Raw genomic sequence first — 17,522 nt, 5'->3', positions numbered from 1 at the left:
GCCGCGATGAACCTCCGGGCGCGGCCGTCCGCGACGCCTCTTCCGCGGCGCGGCCGGGCCGGCGGGGGACCCCGCCCGGCCGCCCGGTGACCCGCCCGGACGGCACGCGGGAGTGACTGCGGGTACCAGAGGTGGTCCCACGGGCGGCCCGCCCGTACGGCACGCGGGGAGTGACCAGACGCACTGGAGGGGTCCCAGGGGTGACCCCGCCCCATGGCACGCGGCCGGGCAGGAGTACCGTCTGGCACGGCACTGGTGGGGCAGAGGCCTGATGAGGGAGGCGGTGCGCTGATGGCTCGCTTCGACTTCCGTGACCTGGACCGGCCGGTGGTGGCCGCCCCGATGGCCGGCGGCCCGTCCACCCCCGAGCTCGCCGCCGCCGTGTCGAACGCCGGCGGGCTGGGGTTCCTGGCGGCCGGTTACCTCTCCGCCGAGGCGCTGGCCGAGCGGATCAGCGCCGCCCGGAAGCTCACCACCGGGCCGCTGGGGGTGAACCTCTTCGTGCCGCAGCCGAGCACGGTCACCGGCGCCGAGCTCGCGCGCTACGCCGCCGCGCTCGCCGGGGAGGCGCGCCGGTACGGCGCCGAGCCCGGTGAGCCCCGGTTCGACGACGACGCCTGGGCGGCCAAGCTCGACGTGGTCGCCGAGCTGCGCCCGGAGGTGGTGTCGTTCACCTTCGGGGTGGCCTCGGCGGCCGAGTGCGCCCGGCTGCGCGCCGCCGGCATCACCACGGTCGGCTCGGTCACCTCCGCCGAGGAGGCGCGCCGCGCGGTGGCGGCCGGGGTGGACGCGCTGGTGGTGCAGGGGCCCGACGCGGGCGGGCACCGGGCCACCTTCGACCCGCTGGCCACCCCGAACCCCGAGCCGCTGGACCGGTTGCTGGCCGCGGTGCGGGCCGCGGTCGACGTGCCGGTGGCCGCCGCGGGCGGGCTGGTCGACGCCGACGGCGTGGCGCGGGTGCTCGCCGCCGGGGCGGTAGCCGCCCAGTGCGGCACCGCGTTCCTGCTCGCCGGCGAGGCCGGCACCTCGGCGGTGCAGCGCTCCGCGCTCACCGATCCGCGGTTCACCGAGACCGTCGTGACCAAGGCGTTCTCGGGCCGGTACGCGCGCGGCCTGCGCAACCGGTTCATCGACGAGCACGACGCCGAGGCCCCGCTGGGCTACCCGCAGGTGCACCATCTGACGGCTCCGCTGCGGGCCGCGGCGGCGCGTGCGGGGGATCCGCACGGCACGAACATCTGGGCCGGTACCGGGTTCCGGCGCATCACCGCCGCCCCCGCCGCCGAGATCGTGGCCGGGCTCTGCTGATCGGCCGTCCGCCGCCGGGAGACGGTGACCGCCGGCCATCCGGCGACGTCACGGATCGCGCCGGGCGCCGTGCGCCGCAGCCGCACCCAAGCGTCCGGTACCGCGTCCTCGGCCTCGTCGAGGCGGCCGACCAGCTCATCGGCGACGCCGTGCAGGCGGGGCGCAGCGCGTGGAACTCCGCCACGAGGGCGTCGGAGCGGACGCCGTGACCGGTCACATACCGAGGACCGGGCACGCCCTCCGCCTGTGACATCACCGCCGCGATGCCGCGCGCGCCGCCGGCGGGCGCTCCGCGAGGTCGCCGTGCCCTCCCCGGGACGGTGCGGTTCGTCCGGGCCGTGGCGCGGTGCTGTGCGATCGTGCCGGACGGCCGGGCGCGCGCCGGACAGGGCCGGTACGGTACCGGGTCACGGCTCGGGGACCGCCTCCCAGCGGTGGCACGGCTGGAGCGCGTAGTGGTGGTAGATGAGGCCGACGGCGGGGGCCGGCCAGCCCAGGGCGATCCGGTCGGCGGCCGCGGCCGGCTCGCCGAGGTCCACGGCGGTCACGGCCTCGCAGCCCGGACCGCACACGCACCGCGGTGTTTCCTCGTGCGCTATGACATCGTCAAGCGGGATCACGTGGACGAACCGCTCCATGCCCCTTAAACCTTCCTGGTTGGAATATTCGGTCATAGTACCTTAAAGACGTACAAATAGGAATTAATGGAACAAGGCTCACTCCCGGCGATCCGTGATCCGGGCCACGGACCCATTGACCTTTGTTGGGATGGTCGGCAAACTAATTCCGTCCCGGTCGCTGGCTGACATGGAGCGCGTGCATGCCGTACCGTCCCCCGCTGATCGCGCGTGAGTACTTCGTCGCGGACCCTCCCGAGCTGCCCGTCCGCGAGCACGGCGAGGAAGGGCTGTCGGCGCTGACCCGCGCGGAGGTGATCACCTCCGACGGGTCGGGCGTGACGCTGAAGGGCGGCACCTCGGCCGGGGAGACGCTCGTCGTCCGGCTCAGCGTCGCCGGGGAGGGCGTGATCCGGGTGCGGCTCGCCGAGGACCCGGACGCCCGGACCCGGTCCGCGCGGGCGATCACGATGGTCACCCCCGGCGGGTACGGTGCGGCGGTGGTGACGGCCGACGCCGAGCGGGTGGTGCTCGACGCCGGCTCACTGCGCGCCGAGGTCCGGCTCAACCCGTGGAATGTCCGCTTCACCGACCCCGCCGGGCGGACGCTGGTGGAGCAGGATCCGGGCCGCAAGGACATCAGCGGCCGGCTGCGCACCCTGCCGTTCGGCCGCTCCCTCGTCGACGGGGTGCCCGTCGCCTACCATGAGACGTTCGTCGCCCCGGCGGACGAGGCGTTCTGCGGGTTCGGGGAGTCGTTCACCCCGCTCGACAAGCGCGGCCAGCGCCCGCTGATGTGGAACTTCGACGCGTTCGGCGCGGAGTCGCAGCGCGCGTACAAGAACGTGCCGTTCTATCTGTCGAGCCGGGGCTACGGGATCCTCGTCGACAGCGGCCTGCCGGTCGAGTTCGATGTCTGCCAGTCCACGCACAGCGCCGTGCAGATCATCGTGCCGGACGACCTCATCGACTACTACGTGATCGCCGGTCCGGCGCCCGCCGACGTGCTCCGCAGGTTCGGCGAGCTGACCGGCAAGCCGGTGCTCCCCCCGAAGTGGGCGTTCGGCACGTGGATCTCCTCCGGGTTCCTCCCCGACAGCCAGGAGCGGGTGCTCGAGCGGGCGAGGAAGATCAGGGAGAAGGGCATCCCCTGCGACGTCCTCCACCTGGACACCTACTGGCAGACCGAGGGCCACTGGTCCGACCTGCGGTGGGATCCGGAGCGTTTCCCCGACCCGGTGGGCATGCTCGCTAGGCTCAAGGAGCAGGGCTTCCGGGTCTGCCTCTGGATGAACCCGTACATCTCCCACCTCAGTCCCCTGTTCCAGGAGGCCGCGGCGAAGGGCTACTTCCTGAGAAGACCGGACGGCGAGGTCTACGTCGCCGACTGCTGGCACGGCTCCCACCCGCCCTGCGGCATCATCGACTTCACCAACCCCGCGGCCGTGGAGTGGTTCAAAGGGCTGCTCCGTGAGCGGCTGCGCGAGGGCGTGTCCGTGTTCAAGACCGACTTCGCCGAGGGCGTCCCGGCCGACGCCGTCGCCCACAACGGCATGACCGGCACCGACCTGCACAACGTCTACACGCTCCTCTTCAACGACGTGGTCGCCGAGGTGACCCGGGAGCTCGCCGGGCACGGCATGGTGTGGGCGCGCTCGTCGTACCTGGGCGGGCAGCGGCACCCCGCTCAGTGGAGCGGCGACGTCGACGCCGTCTACCCGGCGATGGGCAGCACCATCCGGGGCGGCCTGTCGCACGGGCTCTCCGGCATCCCCTTCTGGAGCCACGACGTGGGCGGGTTCACCGGCACGCCCACCCCCGACCTCTACGTCAGGTGGGCGCAGTTCGGCGCGCTCTCCCCGCTCGTCCGGTTCCACGGCACCACCAGCCGCGAGCCGTGGGAGTTCCCGCCGGAGGCGGAACGCGCCGCGATCGAGGCGATCCGGCTGCGCTACCGGCTGATGCCGTACATCTACTCGGCGGCCGTGACCGCGGCCGAGACGGGAACCCCGATGATGCGCGCGCTCTGCGTCGACTTCCCGGACGATCCGGTCGCCTGGCGGGCGGACCTGGAGTACCTGCTCGGGACCGACCTGCTCGTCGCCCCGATGATCTCGGCCGACGGCACCAGGAAGGTCTACCTGCCTGCGGGGGTGTGGGTGGACTACTGGACGGCCGAGCCGATCACGGGCGGCCGCTACATCACGGTCTCGCCGCCGCTCGACCGGTGCCCCCTGTTCGTACGGCACGGCGCGCTGATCCCGGTCACCGAACCCCGGGACACGGTCGCCGACGACCCGCCGATCACGATCGTCGTCTTCGGCCTGCCCGAGCGCGAGAGCCGTACCACGATCAGAGATCTCGACGGGGACACCACGGTGACGGCCGTCCGGGACGGCGACCGGCTGATCGTCCGCACCGACGGCCCCAAGCGGATCGCCGGTGTCGAGTTCGCGGGCCCCGGTGCCCCGGTCGTCATCAACTAGCACCCGAACCCCCGGGAGAAGGACCATGGTCAAGATGGGCAGGACCGCGGCGGTGGCCGCGCTGGCCGCGGCCGCACTGGCGCTCACCGCGTGCGGCGGATCGTCCGGCTCCGAATCGCCGTCGGGCAGGACCCTGACGGTGTGGCACTACGAGAGCCCCAACAGCGCGATGGGCAAGGCGTGGGCCGAGGCGATCAAGAAGTTCGAGGCGACCCATCCCGGCGTCACGGTGAAGTTCGAGGAGAAGGGCTTCGAACAGATCCAGAAGACGGCGAGCATGGTCCTCAACTCGGATCAGGCGCCCGACGTCATGGAGTACAACAAGGGCAACGCGACCGCCGGGCTGCTGTCCAAGCAGGGCCTGCTCACCGACCTGTCCGAGGAGGTCGCCAAGCGCGGATGGGACAAGCTCCTCAGCCCTTCCCTGCAGGCCACCGCGCGATACGACGAGCGGGGGGTCATGGGCTCCGGCAGGTGGTTCGGCGTGCCGAACTACGCCGAGTTCGTGATGGTCTACTACAACAAGGACATGTTCGCGAAGCACCAGATCGAGGTGCCCACGACCTTCGACGAGTTCACCGCGGCGCTGGACAAGTTCGTCAAGGCGGGGATCACCCCGATCGCGACCGCCGGTGCGGAGTACCCCGCTCAGCAGATCTTCTACCTGCTCGCGCTCAACAAGGCCGACCGGTCCTGGGTGAACGCCTACCAGCTCTACCAGGGCGAGGTCGACTTCCACGGCCCCGAGTTCACGTACGCGGCGCAGACCTTCGCGGACTGGGTGAAGAAGGGCTACATCTCCAAGGACTCGGCCGGGATGAAGGCCGAGGACATGGGGGTCGCCTTCATGTCCGGCAAGCACCCGATCATGATCTCGGGGAGCTGGTGGTACGGCCGCTTCCAGTCCGAGATCAAGGACTTCGAGTGGGGCACGTTCCTGTGGCCGGGCAGCCAGCTGGCCCCCGGGTCGAGCGGCAACCTCTGGGTCGTGCCGGAGCGGGCGAAGAACAAGGACCTCGCCTATGACTTCATCGACATCACCATGCAGAAGGACATCCAGAACCTGCTCGGCAACTCGGGCGGCCTGCCCGTGGCGGCGGACCCCGACGCCATCACCGACCCGAAGAGCAAGGAGCTGGTCGAGAACTTCATGACACTCTCGTCGCGGGACGGCCTCGCGTTCTACCCCGACTGGCCGGCCCCCGGCTACTACGACGTGCTCGTCGCGGGAGTCCAGGAGCTCATCAACGGCACCAAGACGCCGCAGCAGGTCCTCGACGAGATCGCCCGACCGTACCAGGACAACCTCGCCGAGATCGGCGAGTAGCCGCGGTATCGCCGGCGGCGCGGGCGGCCGCACCGCCCCGCCGCCGGGCCGCGACCTTCCGGAAGGTTCGCTCATGGCGCCATCCACGGCCCGGAGACCACGCCCGAGGGGCGGCTACTGGCTCTACCTGCTCCCCAGCCTGGTGCTGTTCACCGGGGTCATCCTCGTGCCGTTCCTCATGAACATCGCGATCAGCTTCACCCGCTGGTCCGGGGTCGGCACGCCACGGTGGATCGGGCTCGACAACTACGCGAAGCTCGTCCGGGACGAGCGGTTCTGGGCGTCGTTCGGGCACAACATCGCGCTGATCGTCGCGATGGCGATCCTGCCGACGATCTTCGGCCTCGTGCTCGCGGCGGCGCTGTTCGACTACATCGCCAAGCGGTTCGGGCCGCGGACGGCCGCGGCGCTCCGCGCCGCCTACTACCTGCCGCAGGTGCTGCCGATCGCCGTGGCCGGGGTGGTCTGGGGATGGATGCTCCACCCCTCCTACGGCGCGGTGAACCAGATCTTCGGGCTGAAGGTCAACTGGCTGGGCGACCCGGACTTCGCGCTCGCCACGGTCATGGCCGTCATGGTCTGGTTCCAGCTCGGCTATCCGGTCGTGATCTTCATGTCCGGGCTCCAGCGGACCGACCCGGCGCTGTACGAGGCCGCCCAGATCGACGGGGCCTCCTGGTGGCGCCGGTTCTGGCACATCACGATCCCCCAGATCCGCCCGGAGATCTACGTGGTCCTGCTGACCTGCACGATCGCCGCGCTCAAGGTCTTCGCGCCGATCTTCGTGCTGACCAGGGGAGGCCCGGGCGACGCGACCATGGTGCCCTCGTACTTCTCGTACCTGAACTTCTTCCAGAAGGCGAACGTCGGGTACGGCTCGGCGATCGCCACGGTGCTCGCGCTGATCATCGCCGTGGTGACCTTCCTCTTCCTCCGCCTCCAGGAGCGTGACTCATGACCCCCGCCGTCCGCGCCCCCGGCCGCTGGGCGGTGCTGGCCGCGCTCATCGTGCTCGCGATCGTGATGCTCTTCCCGTTCGGCATCGTCGCGCTCAACGCGGTGAAGTCGCCGGCCGAGTACTCCTCCGGCGGGCCGCTGAGCCTGCCGAAAGGCATCTACCTCGACGGGATCATCGAGTTCTGGAACCGGGTCGACTTCGGCCAGAAGCTCTGGAACAGCTTCCTGATCAGCGGGACGGTCGCGGTCGCGGCCGTGGTGCTCTCCGTGCTCAGCGCGTACGCCCTGGGGATCGGCCGGGTGCGGGGGAGGCTGTGGATCCTGGTCGCCTTCCTCCTGGCCAACACGCTGCCCCAGGAGGCCCTGGTCTACCCGCTCTACTACCTGGCGAAGGAGGTGGGGCTCTACGACACCAGGCTCGCCGTCATCCTGATCTTCACGGTCATCCAGTCGGCCTTCGGGACCTACCTGCTCTCCGCGGTGCTCGGGCAATTCCCCCGGGAGATCCTCGAGGCCGCGGCGCTCGACGGCGCGGGGAGGTGGCGGGCGCTGTGGCGGATCGTCGTGCCGATCAGCCGGCCCACCCTCACCGTGCTGCTCATCTTCTTCTTCATCTGGACCTGGAACGAGTTCTTCCTGCCGCTGATCTTTCTGATCTCCAACGAGAACCAGACCGTGCCGGTCGTGCTCGGCGTCCTGCAAGGGGAGAAGATGATGGACGCCACCATGTCCAGCGCCTCCGCGCTGCTCGGCATCCTCCCGGCCGTCGTCTTCTTCCTGATCTTCCAGCGCACGCTGACCCGCGGCATCACGGTCGGTGCGATCAAGTGAGCCCGCACGCGTCCCTCACGCCTGACCTGGAGGCGCAATGCCGTTACCTAGGCCCCTCCGCGCGATGCCGTTACGTAGGCCCCTCCGCGCGCTCCCCGCGCTCACGCTCGTCCTCGCCCTGACGGCCGCCCCCGCGCGAGCCGACGCCGACCTTCCCTTCCGCGACCCCACGCTCCCGCTCGCCCAGCGGATCGACGACCTGCTCGGCAGGCTGACGCTCGACGAGAAGATCTCCCTCCTCCACCAGTACCAGCCGCCGATCGAGCGCCTCGGCATCAAGAGCTTCAAGACCGGCACCGAGGCGCTGCACGGGGTCGCCTGGTCCACCGACGTCACCGACAACGGCGCCGTCGTCACGGCGAACGGCACCGTGTTCCCCCAGGCGGTCGGCCTGGCGAGCACCTGGGACCCGGAGCTGATCAAGCGGGTCGGCACCGCCGTCGGCGAGGAGGCGCGCGGATTCCACGCGCAGAACCCGGTGGTCTGGGGGCTCAACCTGTGGGCCCCGGTCGTCAACCTGCTGCGCGACCCGCGCTGGGGGCGCAACGAGGAGGGGTACTCCGAGGACCCCCTGCTCACCGGCGCGATCGCCATCGCGTACGGCTCGGGCATCCAGGGGGACGACCCCGACCACCTCAGGGCGGCCCCCACGCTCAAGCACTACCTCGCCAACAACAACGAGATCCGCCGCGACACCACCTCGTCGAACCTGCCGCCCCGGGTCAAGCACGAGTACTACGAGGCGCCGTTCCGGGCGGCGATCACGGCCGGCGCGGCCACCGGTGTCATGACCGCGTACAACCTGGTGAACGGCCGGCCGGCCACGGTCAACCCCGACCTCAACGACACCGTCCGGACCTGGACCGACCGGGACCTGCTCAACGTCACCGACGCCGGGGCGCCCAACAACCTCGTCGGCTCGCAGGCCTACTTCGCCACCCTGGCCGAGGCCGACGCCGCCGCGCTCAAGGCGGGGATCGACAGCTTCACCACGGACGAGACGAACAGCGCCCCCACGATCACCGCGATCAAGACGGCGCTGTCGCAGGGCCTGCTCACCGAACAGGACATCGACACCGCCGTCCGGCACATCCTCGGCATCCGCTTCCGGCTGGGCGAGTTCGACCCGGACGGCGGGCCGTACGCGAAGATCACCCCGGATGTGATCGACAGCCCGGCCCACCGGAGGCTCGCCCGCGAGACCGCGGCCAAGGCCATGGTGCTGCTGAAGAACGAGCGCGGCACCCTGCCGCTCGACCCCGGGATGAAGGTCGCGGTGGTCGGGCCGCTCGCCGACGTGCTCTACACCGACTGGTACTCGGGCAGGCCGACGTACCAGGTCACCCCGCTCGACGGCATCCGGGAGCGGGCGGCCTCGGTGACCTCCTCGGAGGGCGTCGACCGGGTCGCGTTCAAGGACCTCGCCACCGGCAGGTACATCACCGCGGGGAGCGGCCCCGAGGGCGCCGACCTCAGGCTGAGCGCCACCACGATCGGCGAGACCGAGCAGTTCGACGTGTTCGACTGGGGCCAGGGCATCGTGACGCTGCGCAGCGTCGCCAACGGCAAGTACGTCAGCCGGGCCAACTGGTCGACGCTGGTCAACAACGCCGACCAGCCGAGCGGCTGGTTCGTGCAGGAGCAGTTCAAGCTGGAGGAGCAGGACGACGGCTCCTACCTGATCAGGTACGCCGGGTACGAGACCGCCTACGACTGGTTCGGCCCGAACACCTACGTCAAGGCCGCCCCCGACGGCACGCTCACCCTCACCACGGCCGGCGACGCCACGCGGTTCGCCAAGGAGGTGGTCCGCAGCGGCATCGACGACGCGGTCGCCAAGGCGAAGGAGGCCGACGTGGCGGTGGTCGTCGTCGGCAGCATGCCGTTCATCAACGGCCGCGAGGACCACGACCGCACCGACATGAACCTGGCCGAGGGCCAGGAGGCGCTGGTCAAGGCGGTGTTCAACGCCAACCCCCGCACCGTCGTCGTGCTGGAGAACAGCTACCCGACGACGATCAACTGGATCGACGAGCACGTGCCGGCCATCCTCTGGACCACCCACGCCGGGGCGGAGACCGGGAACGCGCTCGCCGACGTGCTCTACGGCGACGTCAACCCGGCCGGGCGGCTCACCCAGACCTGGTACCGCTCGGCGGACGACCTGCCGGACATCCTCGACTACGACATCGTGCAGCGGGACCGGACCTACCTGTACTTCAAGGGCACCCCGCTCTACCCCTTCGGGCACGGCCTGTCGTACACGACCTTCCGCTACCAGGGCCTGCGGGTGGCCGAGAAGGGCGACGCCTACGAGGTCTCGGTACGGGTGACCAACACCGGCCACCGGGCGGGCGACGAGGTCGTCCAGGTCTACACCCACCAGCGGACCTCGCGGGTGAAGCAGCCGGTCAAGCAGCTCCGCGCCTTCCAGCGGATCACGCTCGCCCCGGGCCAGAGCAAGACCGTGACCTTCACCATCCGCAAGGCCGACCTGGCGCTGTGGGACGTGACCCGGAACAAGTGGACGGTCGAGACCTCCGCCCACGACGTCATGGTCGGGGCGTCCTCGGCCGACATCCGGCAGCGGGCCACGATCCACGTCAAGGGTGAGCGGATCCCCGACCGGGACCTGAGCGTCCCCACCCGGGCGATCGACTTCGACGGCTATTCGGGCGTCGAGCTGGTGGACGAGACCAAGGCGCGCGGGGACGCCGTGGCGGGCTCCACCGGTGACTGGATCGTCTTCAAGGACGTCGACCTCAAGCGGCGGCCGTCCCGGGTGACCGCCGGGGTCGCCTCCACCTCCGGCGGCTCCATCGAGCTCCGCCTCGGCTCGCCCAAGGGCAAGCTGATCGCCACCGTGCCCGTCGCCGCCACCGGCGACGTCTACCGGTACGAGACGGCGGCCGCCCGGGTCACCGGGGCGTCCGGGGTCAAGGACCTCTACCTGGTGTTCCAGGGCGACGTGCGGATCAAGGACCTGAGCCTCACCTCGGGGTGACCGGACGCCGCGCGTCCGTACGGCCACGCCGGACCGCCGGCCGGGCCGCCCACCACGCGGGCCCGTCCGGAGGTCCGGCACCGGCCGGGAGGAGCGGTCCCCGGTGCGGCCGCGGGGAACGCGCCCGGCGTCCGCCGGGGCCATCGAAGAGAAGACAAGCCGTCCGGCGCCGCCGCAGGGGAGGAGAAGCGCGATCTCCGGGGCGCGCGCACCACGTGCGGGGACGTGCGCGAACGCGGGTGATCCAGGGCTGTTTCGCTATTCTCCCCGATATGGCCGAATCGGTGAGCCAGACGCTGGCCTCGCGGTATCAGCTGCTGCGCCCGCTCGGCACCGGCGGTATGGGCACGGTGTGGCTGGCCAGGGACACGGTGCTCGACCGCGAGGTCGCGGTCAAGGAGCTGCGCCTCACCGACGGCCTCTCCGAGGCGGAACGCGCCGAGCTGATGGCCAGGGTCATGCGGGAGGCGGAGGTGACCGCCCGCCTCCGGCACCCCGGCATCGTGGCCCTGCACGACGTGCTGATCGAGGGCGGCCGGCCGTGGCTCGTCATGGAGCTCCTCCACGGCCGGGACCTCGCCCGGGAGATCGCGGCCAACGGCCCGATGCCGCCCCACGTGGTGGCCGGCATCGGCGCCCGGGTGCTCGAGGCGTTATCCGCCGCGCACGCCATCGGCGTGGAGCACCGGGACGTCAAGCCCGGCAACGTCTTCCTCACCACCGACGGCCGCGTCGTGCTCACCGACTTCGGCATCGCCCGCCCGGCCGACGGGCCGGTGCTGACCGAGGCCGGGGCGCTCATCGGCTCGCCCGGGTTCATCGCCCCCGAGCGCCTGGCCGGCCGGCCCGGCGGGCCGGCCGCCGACCTATGGTCCCTGGGCGCCACCCTCTACACCGCGGTCGAGGGCGTGGCGCCGTACCAGCACTGCCGCTCACCCGCCGAGGCGATCCGGGCGACGCTCGCCGGTTCCGCGCGGCCGCCCCTGCTCGCCGGCCCGCTGGCCCCGCTGCTCGCGTGGCTGATGAGCCCGGACCCGCAGCATCGCCCCGACGCGGCGACCGCGCTCGAGCTGCTGCGGCGCATCGCGCGCGGGGAGACGCCCGACATCCGGCCCGGCCACGGGCCCGCCCAGACCGGCCGGCGGTGGCCGCGGTGGCTCATCCCGGTGGCGGCCGTCGCGGCGGCCGGGGCCGTCGCCGGCGCGGCCCTGCTGCTGAACCGGCCGGACCGGGAGCCGGCCGCCCGGCCTCGCCCGATCTCCCCGACCTTCACCGCCCAGGTCGACCTCTGCGGCACCCTCGCCGGCGCCGAGGTCGCCCGGTACCTGGGGGTGCCGAGCCCGCCGCAGGGGCAACGGCGCGACACCGGGTGCGCGTGGACGGTGACCGGGGCCGGGATCGACCTGACCGCGGAGACCGACTCCGACACCCCCGACCCGTGGTCGCTCACCCCCGAGTCGGCCCGCTCCCTGATGAGCGGGCTCCGCCGGCAGTACGGCGCCGGCCCGCGCGAGGGTCACTGGATCTGGTACGAGATCGGGGTCAACCGGAACGTCGAGGTCGTCCGTACCGACGCCCGCGACGTGGCGGACCTGGCCGATGAGGCGTTCAGCAGCGACATCATGACCCCGGACGGGCGGCCCCAGGCCACCGAGGTGATCTTCCGGCTCGGCGATCTCGTCGTCCGGCTCCAGTACGCCGACCTCGACGCCGCCTCCCTCGACGACGTGCGCTCCCAGGCGATCTCGGCCGCGCAGGCCGTGGCCGACCGGCTGCGAGGGATGGCCCGGCCGTGAGGCTCGCCGGCAGGTACCGCATCACCGAACGGCTGGGTGAGGGCGGGGGCGGCACCGTGTGGCGGGCCGTCGACGAGCTGCTCCACCGCGATGTCGCGGTCAAGCAGGTCCGCGCCCCGTCCGGGCTCAGCCACACCGAGCGCGCCGAGTACCACGCCCGCGCGATCCACGAGGCCCGGGCCGCGGGACGGCTCAGCCACCCCTCGATCGTCATGGTCCACGACGTCGTCATGCACGGGGACGAGCCGTGGATCGTGATGGACCTGGTGCCGGGCCGGTCGCTCGACAAGGTGATCCGCGAGGACGGGCCGCTGCCCGAGCGGAGGGTCGCCGAGATCGGCCTGTCCGTCCTCGACGCGCTGCAGGCCGCCCACGCCCGGGGCATCCTCCACCGGGACGTCAAACCGGCGAACGTGCTCATCGGGCCCGACGGCCGCGCCCTGCTCACCGACTTCGGCATCGCGGTCCCGGCGGGGCGGCACCGCGAGGGCTGGGCGGACCTGGCCGGGTCGCCCGGGTACATGGCCCCGGAACGGCTCCGCGGCGAGCCCGAGGGGCCGGCCTCCGACCTGTGGTCGCTCGCGGCGACCCTGTACACGGCGGTCGAGGGGGAGCCGCCCTTCCACCGGAGCATCGCGGCCGCGATCGCCGCCGCGGTGCTGCTCCACGACCCGCGGCCCATGGTGCGCGCCTCGCCCCGGTTCGCGCAGCTCCTGCTCGCCATGCTCGACAAGGATCCGGCCCGCCGGCCCGCCCCGCAGGTGGTACGGCGGGTCCTGGAGGAGCTCGCCGCCGGGCCGGAGGAGCCGGGGGAGCGGCCGCGGGCCCGGCTGGGCCGCCTGCTCCTGGGCGGAGCGCTCGTGCTCGCCACCGGGGTGGCCGCCGGGCTGGGCGCGTGGCGGCTGACCTCGTCGGATCCTCCCGCCGACGCCGCCGGGCGGTTCACCGCCATCCCCGAACCCTGCCGGAGCCTCACGCGTCTACAGATCCAGGAGCTGCTGGGGACGAGGGCCGATTCCGACAAGGAGACCGCCGGATGCCGGTGGATCGAGCGGGTCAGCGGCGAGAACCGGACCTTGATCGTGCGGTACCGGATCCCGTCGGCGAGCGTCCGGGCCGCGGCCGCCGAGCTCGCGGCGCAGCGGGCGGCGCACCCCGCCGGCTCCTGCAGCGACCGGCCGGGCCTCGCGGACGAGGCGTTCGTCTGCGACGCCCCGGACCCCGCGAGCCGCACCGCCACCGGGACCACGGTGGTCTTTCGCACCAGCAACCTGATCGTGCACGTCGCGTACGGCCGGGACGGCGACCGGGCGATCACGCCCGGCGATCGGAGCGTCGCGATCCGCGCGGCCGAACTCATCCGCGCCGGGCTCGGCTGAACCCCCCGAGGAGACCACATGACCAACGGTGACGACGCAGCGAACCGGCCGGACCAGGCGGGTCCCGGCGGGCCGCCGGCGCCCGGCCCGAGCTCCGGCCAGGCGCCCCCTCCGCCGTACGGCCCCGCCGTCGCGCAACCCGGCGGTCAGGTCCCGCCCGGCGGTCAAGCACCGCCTCCGCCCGGCGGCGTGCCGCCCGCGGGTCAGGCGCCCCCGCCACCCGGAGGGCAGGCGCCGCCCGCGGACCGGATCCCCCAGCCGCCGGGCGGCCAGGCGCCGCCCGGACCGGGACAGGTGCCGCCCGCGCCCGGCGGCCTGCCGCCGCACCAGGCGCCCCCGCCGCCCGAAGGCCAGGCGCCCTCACCGCCCGGGGGTGGGTTCCCAGCCCCGCCCGGGGGCCAGGCGCCGCCACCGCCGCCGCAGAGCGGTGGCTGGGCCGCCCCGCCGATGGGGCAGTGGCCGGGGACGCCGGCCGGGACACCGGCCGCGCCGGGAGGCGGACCCACCCCGCCGCCCCCGCCGGTGTGGCAGTACCCGACCCAGCCGTCCAGGCCCGCGCGCCGCGGCTGGGTGCTCCCGGTCGTGACGGTCACCGCCGTGGCCGCGGTCGCCGCCGGGACCTTCCTCTTCCTGCGGGGCCGTGGGGACGAGGGCACGGCCGCCCCGCCGCCCACGGCGGCCCCGTCGACCTCACCGGTGGCCACGTCCTCGGCGGTGCCGGCGCTGGACCCGTGCGCCATGCTCGACCCGGACGAGACCGAGCGGCTGGTGCCGAACGCGGAGATCGACTCGTCCACCAGCGACCAGCGCGACGACCCGCTGGTCAGCTACGTGCGGTACTCCTGCAACTGGGTCAACAACAACATCTCCTTCGGGGAGAAGCGGCGCAAGCGCCGCATCGAGCTCGGCATCACCAAGTACGAGGCGGTCGGCAACACCACGGCCGAGCGGTTCGCCCGCAACTTCTTCACCGGCGAGCTGCGGCAGTACAGGTACCAGGCGGGCATCTCCTCCCAGCGGCACTACTACTCCAAGCCCCAGGAGTACCCGGGCATCGGTGACGAGGCGGCCGCGCAGTACCAGTGGGCCCGCGAGGGCGACCAGACCCGGTACGCCTTCGGGGCCGGGGTCAGCCGGGTCGGCGACGTCATCATCCAGGTGAAGTACGAGGCGTCCCAGCAGGACAAGGAAGCCGACCTGCTCAGCGGGGAGACCACCCAGGCCGTCACCGAGGAGAACGCGCTCCGGGAGGTGAAGAACCTGCTCGCCCAGGCGGCGAAGGCCGTCAAGGCCTGGCGCGACGGGCAGCCCTTGCCGTACCGGCCGCGGCCCAAGCCCAGCCCGAGCCCGTCGCCCTCGCCGTCGAAGATCCCGATGCCCGAGGAGTGCACCCGGCTCCAGAGCCTCGCCGCCAAGCTGGTCCCGGGCACCGAGGGCGTGGCGGTCCGCTGGCAGGAGGGCAAGGCGACGGTCACCGGGTGCCAGTGGTGGAACGACAAGCTCCCCGCCGATGAGGGCAAGGTCCGCTGGCGCAACCTCCGGCTCGATATCTGGGCCTTCCCCGACCCGAAGGCCGCCCACTTCCACCTGGTCGACAAGCGGGCCGGCGCGAAGGTGACCGCCGGCAGCGCGATCGGCGGCATCCGCTGGAGCAGGCTCGAGAAGCTGGAGATGGGCGACGACGGGTTCGGCCAGCACGTCCGCCAGCAGACCGCCACCGCGTACTCGAACAGCTACAACGTGTACGTGCGGAGCGGCAGGTTCGTGGTGTGGGTGATCCTCGCCGGATCGGACCGGCCGGAGGGGCAGCCGATCAACTCCAAGGAGTCCGAGCTGATGGATCCGAAGGAGGCGGAGTCCGGGGCCAAGGCGGTGGCGAAGGAGCTGCTCAAGGCCCTCTGACCGCGCGGCGAGGCGTGGTGTTCTCCCGGTGCGTACGGGTATGCCCCTTGCGACCAGATCCCGGCACGGGGTGCCGCACGAGCTGGAGACGGGGGGAACGCCATGGCCAGGTGCGAGGTCTGCGGCAACGACTACGACATGACCTTCGAGGTGCATGCCCAGGGCGGGGTGCACGTGTTCGACTGCTTCGAGTGCGCGATCACACGGCTGGCCCCGATCTGCGAGCGCTGCGGCTGCCGCATCGTCGGTCACGGGGTGGAGTTCAACGGGCGCTGGTACTGCTGCGCGCACTGCGCCCGCGAGTCCGGCGCGAAGATGATCGCCGACAAGGAGGTCACCGCGGGCGTCCGCTAGCCGTGGCGTGTGGCCCGGCGGGTGGGCCGGGCCGTACGGCGCATCGGCGCCGGGGCGGGGAGGCCTCGGCGCCGATTGCGTGCCTCGGAGATTTTAGTTAGTCTAGACGTCAAACGAATCTCGCGGGGGTTCGGCCGTGCGTGCCGGGGCGGCGCCCGCCGGGCGGGGGCCAAGGCGTGCCATGGCGTCCCCGGGTACGGCATGATGAGGCCGGAACAGGAGCGGGGATGCCTTGATCACTTCGCCTAACGGGCCTCAGCCGGCCGGCTTCAGCGACGTCCGGGCCGCCAACCTCGCCGTGGTGCTGCGGTTCGTGCGGGAGAACGCCCCCTGCTCGCGCGCCGACATCGCCGCCTCGACCGGCCTGAACAAGGCGACCGTCTCCAGCCTGGTCGCCGACCTCATCGACCGGCGGCTGCTGCGCGAGGTCGGCCAGACCGAGAACCGGGTGGGCCGGCCGGCGACCATGCTCGTGCTGGACGGCTCGCCGTACGCGGCGATCGGCATCGAGGTGAACGCCGACCGCATCACCGCGGTCGCGGTCGACCTCAAGGGGGAGCGGCTGCTCGACTGGCGCCGGGCCTTCCCCGGCGGGACGTCGAGCGAGAGCCAGGCCGTCGCGGCGGTGGCCGGCGTCGCCCGCCGCGCGGTCAACCGGATGGCCAAGGAGGGCCGGCAGGTGCTCGGCCTCGCCGTGGCCGTCCCCGGCCTGGTCGACGCCGACGGCTCGGTCCGGGCCGCCCCGTCCCTGGGGTGGCGCGACGTGAACCTGTGCGCCGACCTCACCAAGGCCCTGCGCGATCCCGGGTTCCCCGTGCTGGCCGACAACGACGCCAACCTCGCCGCCCTCGCCGAGCGCCGGTTCGGCCCGTACGGGAACGTCGGCGACCTCGTCTTCCTCACCGGCGAGGCCGGGGTGGGCGCCGGTGTGATCATGGACGGCCGGCTGCGGCGCGGTGCCCGGGGGCACAGCGGGGAGATCGGCCACATCGAGATCGACGCGGCCGGGCCGCCGTGCCACTGCGGGCGCCGCGGATGCCTGGAGGCGATGGCCGGGATCGGCGCGATCCTCTCCCGCATCGCGCCCGGCGCCCCGCCCGCCGAGTTCGAGCCGGAGATCGAGGAGGTCGCCCGGCGGGCGAGGGACGGGGACCCCGAGGTCCTCGCGCTGCTGGAGGAGGTCGGGCGCGCCCTCGGCAAGGGGGTGGCGATCATCGCGAGCCTGCTCGACCCCGAGGTGGTGATCCTCGGGGGTTACTACGTCCCGCTCGCGCCGTGGCTGGTCCCGGTGGCCGAGGAGGAGGTGCGGCGGAGGGCGCCGGCCCCCGGCGGCTGCCGGCTGGAGGTCTCGACGCTCGGGCACGGCGCGGCCGCCCTCGGTGGCGCCGCCCGCGTCGTCGACTCGGTCGACTCCGGGAGGTTACCGGTGCCGGCCGGCGGCTGACCCGGCCGGGCGATCGCCGTGCCCCGCCGCCGGCCGCGGGGTCCGCGGGCGGCCGGGAGCTCTCCGGGCAGGCGCGCCCCACCCCGGCCCACCCGGCGGCCGGGCGGGTAGGCGAGC

The 17,522-nt window shown here is 72.7% G+C and carries 12 protein-coding genes; 11 read left to right on the top strand and 1 reads right to left on the bottom strand.

Going from position 1 to position 17,522, the window contains the following annotated elements; translation table 11 throughout:
* Positions 1-291: 291 nt before the first annotated feature.
* On the top strand, positions 292-1,308 hold the full coding sequence (locus TBIS_RS11985) for a nitronate monooxygenase (RefSeq protein WP_013132655.1): 1,017 nt from the start codon (positions 292-294) through the stop codon (positions 1,306-1,308).
* A 407-nt stretch (positions 1,309-1,715) separates the two neighbouring features.
* Here the strand turns inward: TBIS_RS11985 and TBIS_RS11980 are convergent, their stop codons facing one another.
* Positions 1,716-1,946: a hypothetical protein gene (locus tag TBIS_RS11980; RefSeq protein ID WP_041431531.1), complete on the bottom strand. Its 231-nt coding sequence runs from the start codon at positions 1,944-1,946 to the stop codon at positions 1,716-1,718.
* Positions 1,947-2,128: 182 nt separating this feature from the next.
* Here TBIS_RS11980 and yicI point away from each other — a divergent pair, with 182 nt between their 5' ends.
* From yicI to TBIS_RS11920, 10 genes are all read left to right on the top strand, one after another.
* The gene (yicI, locus tag TBIS_RS11975) at positions 2,129-4,411 is read left to right on the top strand and encodes an alpha-xylosidase (RefSeq protein WP_013132653.1); all 2,283 of its coding nucleotides are present in this window, start codon (positions 2,129-2,131) and stop codon (positions 4,409-4,411) included.
* Positions 4,412-4,445: 34 nt separating this feature from the next.
* Positions 4,446-5,738: an ABC transporter substrate-binding protein gene (locus tag TBIS_RS11970; RefSeq protein ID WP_041432232.1), complete on the top strand. Its 1,293-nt coding sequence runs from the start codon at positions 4,446-4,448 to the stop codon at positions 5,736-5,738.
* Positions 5,739-5,811: 73 nt separating this feature from the next.
* Positions 5,812-6,696: a carbohydrate ABC transporter permease gene (locus TBIS_RS11965; RefSeq protein ID WP_013132651.1), complete on the top strand. Its 885-nt coding sequence runs from the start codon at positions 5,812-5,814 to the stop codon at positions 6,694-6,696.
* Positions 6,693-7,526, top strand: coding sequence for a carbohydrate ABC transporter permease (locus TBIS_RS11960; RefSeq protein WP_013132650.1), 834 nt, complete (start codon positions 6,693-6,695; stop codon positions 7,524-7,526). Before TBIS_RS11965 ends, TBIS_RS11960 begins: the two co-directional genes overlap by 4 nt.
* Before the next feature lie 64 nt (positions 7,527-7,590).
* Positions 7,591-10,530, top strand: a complete 2,940-nt coding sequence (locus tag TBIS_RS11955) for a glycoside hydrolase family 3 protein (RefSeq protein WP_041431529.1) — start codon at positions 7,591-7,593, stop codon at positions 10,528-10,530.
* A 272-nt stretch (positions 10,531-10,802) separates the two neighbouring features.
* Complete coding sequence (locus tag TBIS_RS18240) at positions 10,803-12,326, top strand: serine/threonine-protein kinase (RefSeq protein ID WP_013132648.1); 1,524 nt, start codon at positions 10,803-10,805, stop codon at positions 12,324-12,326.
* Positions 12,323-13,705, top strand: coding sequence for a serine/threonine-protein kinase (locus TBIS_RS19435; protein ID WP_013132647.1), 1,383 nt, complete (start codon positions 12,323-12,325; stop codon positions 13,703-13,705). Before TBIS_RS18240 ends, TBIS_RS19435 begins: the two co-directional genes overlap by 4 nt.
* Before the next feature lie 582 nt (positions 13,706-14,287).
* Positions 14,288-15,607: a hypothetical protein gene (locus TBIS_RS11930; RefSeq protein ID WP_148231517.1), complete on the top strand. Its 1,320-nt coding sequence runs from the start codon at positions 14,288-14,290 to the stop codon at positions 15,605-15,607.
* 102 nt (positions 15,608-15,709) lie between these two features.
* Entirely contained in the window at positions 15,710-15,961 is a 252-nt protein-coding gene (locus TBIS_RS11925; protein WP_013132645.1) for a hypothetical protein, read from the top strand.
* A 232-nt stretch (positions 15,962-16,193) separates the two neighbouring features.
* Positions 16,194-17,405, top strand: a complete 1,212-nt coding sequence (locus tag TBIS_RS11920) for an ROK family transcriptional regulator (protein ID WP_013132644.1) — start codon at positions 16,194-16,196, stop codon at positions 17,403-17,405.
* Positions 17,406-17,522 lie beyond the last annotated feature (117 nt).

Origin of the sequence: Thermobispora bispora DSM 43833, assembly GCF_000092645.1 — a bacterium.
GTDB classification, from domain to species: Bacteria; Actinomycetota; Actinomycetes; order Streptosporangiales; family Streptosporangiaceae; genus Thermobispora; species Thermobispora bispora.
The sequence above is the reverse complement of the archived record's forward strand: the minus strand, read 5'-3'. Positions and strand labels throughout refer to the sequence as shown.

What these genes read in the sequence shown, in the direction of transcription:
- TBIS_RS11985 (WP_013132655.1), top strand. Translation starts at nt 292, where the DNA reads ATGGCTCGCTTCGACTTCCGTGACCTGGACCGGCCGGTGGTGGCCGCC.
- TBIS_RS11980 (WP_041431531.1), bottom strand. Translation starts at nt 1,946, where the DNA reads ATGGAGCGGTTCGTCCACGTGATCCCGCTTGACGATGTCATAGCGCAC.
- yicI (WP_013132653.1), top strand. Translation starts at nt 2,129, where the DNA reads ATGCCGTACCGTCCCCCGCTGATCGCGCGTGAGTACTTCGTCGCGGAC.
- TBIS_RS11970 (WP_041432232.1), top strand. Translation starts at nt 4,446, where the DNA reads ATGGGCAGGACCGCGGCGGTGGCCGCGCTGGCCGCGGCCGCACTGGCG.
- TBIS_RS11965 (WP_013132651.1), top strand. Translation starts at nt 5,812, where the DNA reads ATGGCGCCATCCACGGCCCGGAGACCACGCCCGAGGGGCGGCTACTGG.
- TBIS_RS11960 (WP_013132650.1), top strand. Translation starts at nt 6,693, where the DNA reads ATGACCCCCGCCGTCCGCGCCCCCGGCCGCTGGGCGGTGCTGGCCGCG.
- TBIS_RS11955 (WP_041431529.1), top strand. Translation starts at nt 7,591, where the DNA reads ATGCCGTTACGTAGGCCCCTCCGCGCGCTCCCCGCGCTCACGCTCGTC.
- TBIS_RS18240 (WP_013132648.1), top strand. Translation starts at nt 10,803, where the DNA reads ATGGCCGAATCGGTGAGCCAGACGCTGGCCTCGCGGTATCAGCTGCTG.
- TBIS_RS11925 (WP_013132645.1), top strand. Translation starts at nt 15,710, where the DNA reads ATGGCCAGGTGCGAGGTCTGCGGCAACGACTACGACATGACCTTCGAG.